At 62.4% G+C, this 3,486-nt stretch carries 3 protein-coding genes and 1 pseudogene; 2 read left to right on the top strand and 2 right to left on the bottom strand.

All coding sequences use genetic code 11. The features are described from left to right. Positions 1-548, bottom strand: a 548-nt coding sequence (locus EOA86_RS27095; protein ID WP_128344497.1) for an SDR family NAD(P)-dependent oxidoreductase, incomplete at its 3' end; no start/stop codon positions are given. A 174-nt stretch (positions 549-722) separates the two neighbouring features. Between EOA86_RS27095 and EOA86_RS27090 the strand changes: the two genes are divergently transcribed. Continuing rightward, positions 723-1,658, top strand: a complete 936-nt coding sequence (locus EOA86_RS27090; RefSeq protein ID WP_128344495.1) for an AraC family transcriptional regulator — start codon at positions 723-725, stop codon at positions 1,656-1,658. A gap of 97 nt (positions 1,659-1,755) precedes the next feature. Here the strand turns inward: EOA86_RS27090 and dusA are convergent, their stop codons facing one another. After that, positions 1,756-2,754: a tRNA dihydrouridine(20/20a) synthase DusA gene (dusA, locus tag EOA86_RS27085; RefSeq protein WP_128344493.1), complete on the bottom strand. Its 999-nt coding sequence runs from the start codon at positions 2,752-2,754 to the stop codon at positions 1,756-1,758. A gap of 113 nt (positions 2,755-2,867) precedes the next feature. Here dusA and EOA86_RS27080 point away from each other — a divergent pair. After that, positions 2,868-3,486, top strand: a pseudogene (locus tag EOA86_RS27080) (site-specific integrase); the annotation flags it as partial.

Raw genomic sequence — 3,486 nt, 5'->3', positions numbered from 1 at the left:
CTGCGCAGCTGAGTGGTGCTCGAGGACAGCGCGATGATTCGGCCGCCGTCGCGCACGCGCCGCGCCGCCTGGCGCAGCACGTAGAAGCTGCCCTTCTGGTTGACGTCGACCATCCGGCTGAAGTCGGCGTCGGTCATGTCGCGGAAAGGCGCGAGCCGCATGATGCCGGCATTGCTCACGACGACGTCGACGCCGCCGAACGCGCGCTCGTTCTCTTCGAACAGGCGTTGTACCGCACTTGGGTCGCTGACGTCGGCCTGCACCCAGATGGCACGCCCGCCAGCTGCCTCGATCTCTCGAACTACGCCAGCCGCGAGACCGCGGTTCTTTTCGCAATTGACGGTGACGGCATAGCCGTCACGAGCGAGGCGCCTGGCCGTCGCAGCGCCGATGCCCCGGGAAGAACCTGTCACCAGGGCGACCTTGCCGAGCGACACCGGCGCCTGGCCGGTCGTTTGCGCGTGGGCGGCGCCCACCGCGAGTGCTACGGGAGCCATGGCGACAGCCGCCAGCACGGCTCGTCTCGGTACTTTATTCTGTCCAGACATATGAATTCCCTTCCTTGTCGAGCGGGCTTGTTCGGTTGGGACATTTCCTACCGGGCGATGCGGTCGACAGCTTGCCAACGCATGCGCAAAACTTGCTCGATCCTGCAGCCCAGGTGATGTTTGTCCGCCCGCATGCTAGGATCGCCAGGATCGCGCGGCTGCAGGAGACATTGCATGGACGTCCTCAAACATGCCGTTCACACCTATGCCGCCCGCCATGCAAACCGAGATGGCCTGGCGCTGACGCCAGTGCCGGGCCTACGGGTGATGTGCGTCGAGTCACCACATCGCGACTTGCATTCGGTCTATCGGCCGCTGGTTTGTCTGGTTCTGCAGGGCGCTAAGCTGATGACCGTGGGCAGGGAGCAGCAAGTCTTCACCGCCGGGCAGTCCGTGATCGTGAGCGCGGACATGCCGGTCGCCGGACGCATCGTGCAGGCAAGCCAGCACGAGCCTTATCTGGCCGTCGCGGTCGAACTCGAGATGACGCTCCTGCGCGAGGTCGCAGCGCAGTTGGGCAGCGTACGTGCGCAGCGCCCGTCAGAGACACGCACCTTGTTCGTTGAGGACACCAATGCCGCGATTCTGGATTGCGCAGTGCGGCTGATGCGCTTGCTGGACCGATCGGATTCCATTTCACTCCTGCGCCCCGGAATCATGCATGAGCTGCATTATTGGCTCCTCTCCGGTCAGCACGGCGCAGCCCTGCGGTCGCTGGCGGATCCGGACAGCCACGCGAGTCGTCTCGCGGCAGCCATCGCGATTCTTAGAGCCGAGTATCGGTCGCGTGTTCCCATCGAGCGTTTAGCGGCAGCAGCGGCAATGAGCCTCACGGCCTTCCACAAGCACTTCAAGCACATGACGTCGCTTACGCCGGGACAATACCAGAAGCGGCTTCGCCTAATCGAAGCACGCCGCCTCATGCTCAATGAAGGTTTTTCGGCAACCAGCGCCGGATTCGAGGTGGGCTACGAGAGCATCTCGCAATTCACGCACGAATATCGCCGCACATTCCAGGCGCCGCCGAAACGCGATGCGCTGCGCACTCGATCCATGTCGCACGCGATCAAAGAAGAAATGCAGGACGCCGAGCGGGCGAGCTCTGCTTAGCTTGACTAGGTCTGCCCGAGCTATCGACGGTCCTCTGGTTGCTGAACAGACCGCGGAAGACACGCAAGCGAACGCATAATCTTGCTCGACTGAACAGTCAGGCTGCTTCGGCGTCCGTCCCGTTAAAATCGACTGCAGCGAATGCCGCCTTCAGCACATCCGGTCCGGCGCCGGGCCTTGTCGCATCGGTCGAAAGGATCTGCCGGTAACGGCGCGCACCGGGCAAACCGTGGAACAGGCCGACCATGTGACGGGTGACATGGCCAAGCCGCCCGCCCCGCTCAATATGGCGCGCCGCATACTCCGCCATGGCATCGATCAGCGCGGCAAAATCGAACGGGTTGGGTTTGTCACCGTAAAAAGTGGCGTCAACGCCTGCCAGAATGCCCGGCGTGTGATAGGCGCTGCGTCCAAGCATGGCACCATCGACATGATCAAGATGGCGAAGCGCTTCGTCTACCGACTGAATGCCGCCGTTGATGCCGATGAATTCGTTCGGATTTTTGGCCTTCAGCCGATACACCCTGTCGTAGTCGAGCGGCGGGATGTCGCGGTTTTGCTTCGGGCTCAGTCCTTCCAGCCACGCTTTGCGGGCATGCACCCACAGCGCATCTGTGCCGGCCGCGAAAACGCCGTCCGCCAGCGCATCGAGCGCCGGCTCAGGATCCTGCTCGTCGACGCCGATGCGGCATTTGACGGTGACGGGGATGCCGACAGAGGCTTTCATCGCCGCCACGCAATCGGCGACCAGAACCGGTGCTTTCATCAGGCAGGCGCCGAACGTACCCGACTGGACGTGGTCGGATGGGCAGCCGACATTGAGGTTGATCTCGTCATAGCCGAAGGCTTCGCCTATGCGGGCCGCCTCGGCAAGCTTCTGCGGATCGGAGCCGCCGAGCTGCAACGCGACCGGATGTTCCGTACCATCGAAGCCGAGCAAGCGCTCGCGCTCGCCGTGGATGACCGCGTCGGCGACGACCATCTCGGTGTAGAGCAATGCCCGGCGCGTCAACTGGCGATGGAGGAACCGGCAATGCCGATCCGTCCAATCCATCATAGGTGCAATAGCCAGCGTAGGTGCTTGATTCTTATACATTTTTTCTTTAGGATCAGGACGTTACACGGTTCCGTGTGCACTCCATTTCACGCCAAAATACGACGCTTTTCGCCACTTTTCGATCTCTCACTGCACACATAGCGCACACGAGTATGGCCACCTTCACCAAGCTTCCTTCTGGTTCCTGGCGAACCCAAGTCAGGCGCAAGGGGAAGTACGCCAGCGAAACATTCCTGCTCCGCGGTGACGCCGAAACCTGGGCGCGAGAAACGGAGCGCCGGATCGACCGCGGCGAACCTATACACTCTGATCCGTCAGCCACAAAGTCGTTCGCGGGCTTGATCGACATCCACCGTGAGGATCTCGCCGAGGTGGGCAAAGTCATCGGCAGGTCCAAGGAGGCCAGCCTCGCGTGCCTTCGTGATCGACTGGGCAAGCTTCGACCCATTGAACTCGATCGCGAACGGATCATCGCCTTCGCTAAGGAGCGGGCAAAAGAGGGGGCGGGCCCGGTCACCGTCGGAATCGACCTGGGCTATATCAAGACTGTCCTTACGCACGCTGCCGCCGTCCACGGCGCCATCGTCTGTGCCGAGGCCGTAGATCAAGCGCGCATCGCGCTTCGGCGCCTGGGGCTCGTCGGCAAGGGAAACGAACGGGACCGCAGGCCTGCGACGACCGAGATCGATCGCATAGTCGCGGCGCTCGAGAACAACCCGAAGCAAACTATTCCCGTCGGTCGCATCGTCCGTTTCGCGATAGCAACCGCAC

Origin of the sequence: Mesorhizobium sp. M5C.F.Ca.IN.020.32.2.1, from assembly GCF_004023105.1 — a bacterium.
In the GTDB taxonomy this organism is placed as follows: domain Bacteria; phylum Pseudomonadota; class Alphaproteobacteria; order Rhizobiales; family Rhizobiaceae; genus Mesorhizobium; species Mesorhizobium wenxiniae.
Note: the sequence above shows the minus strand (reverse complement) of the source record. Positions and strands in the feature narration are given on the sequence as shown.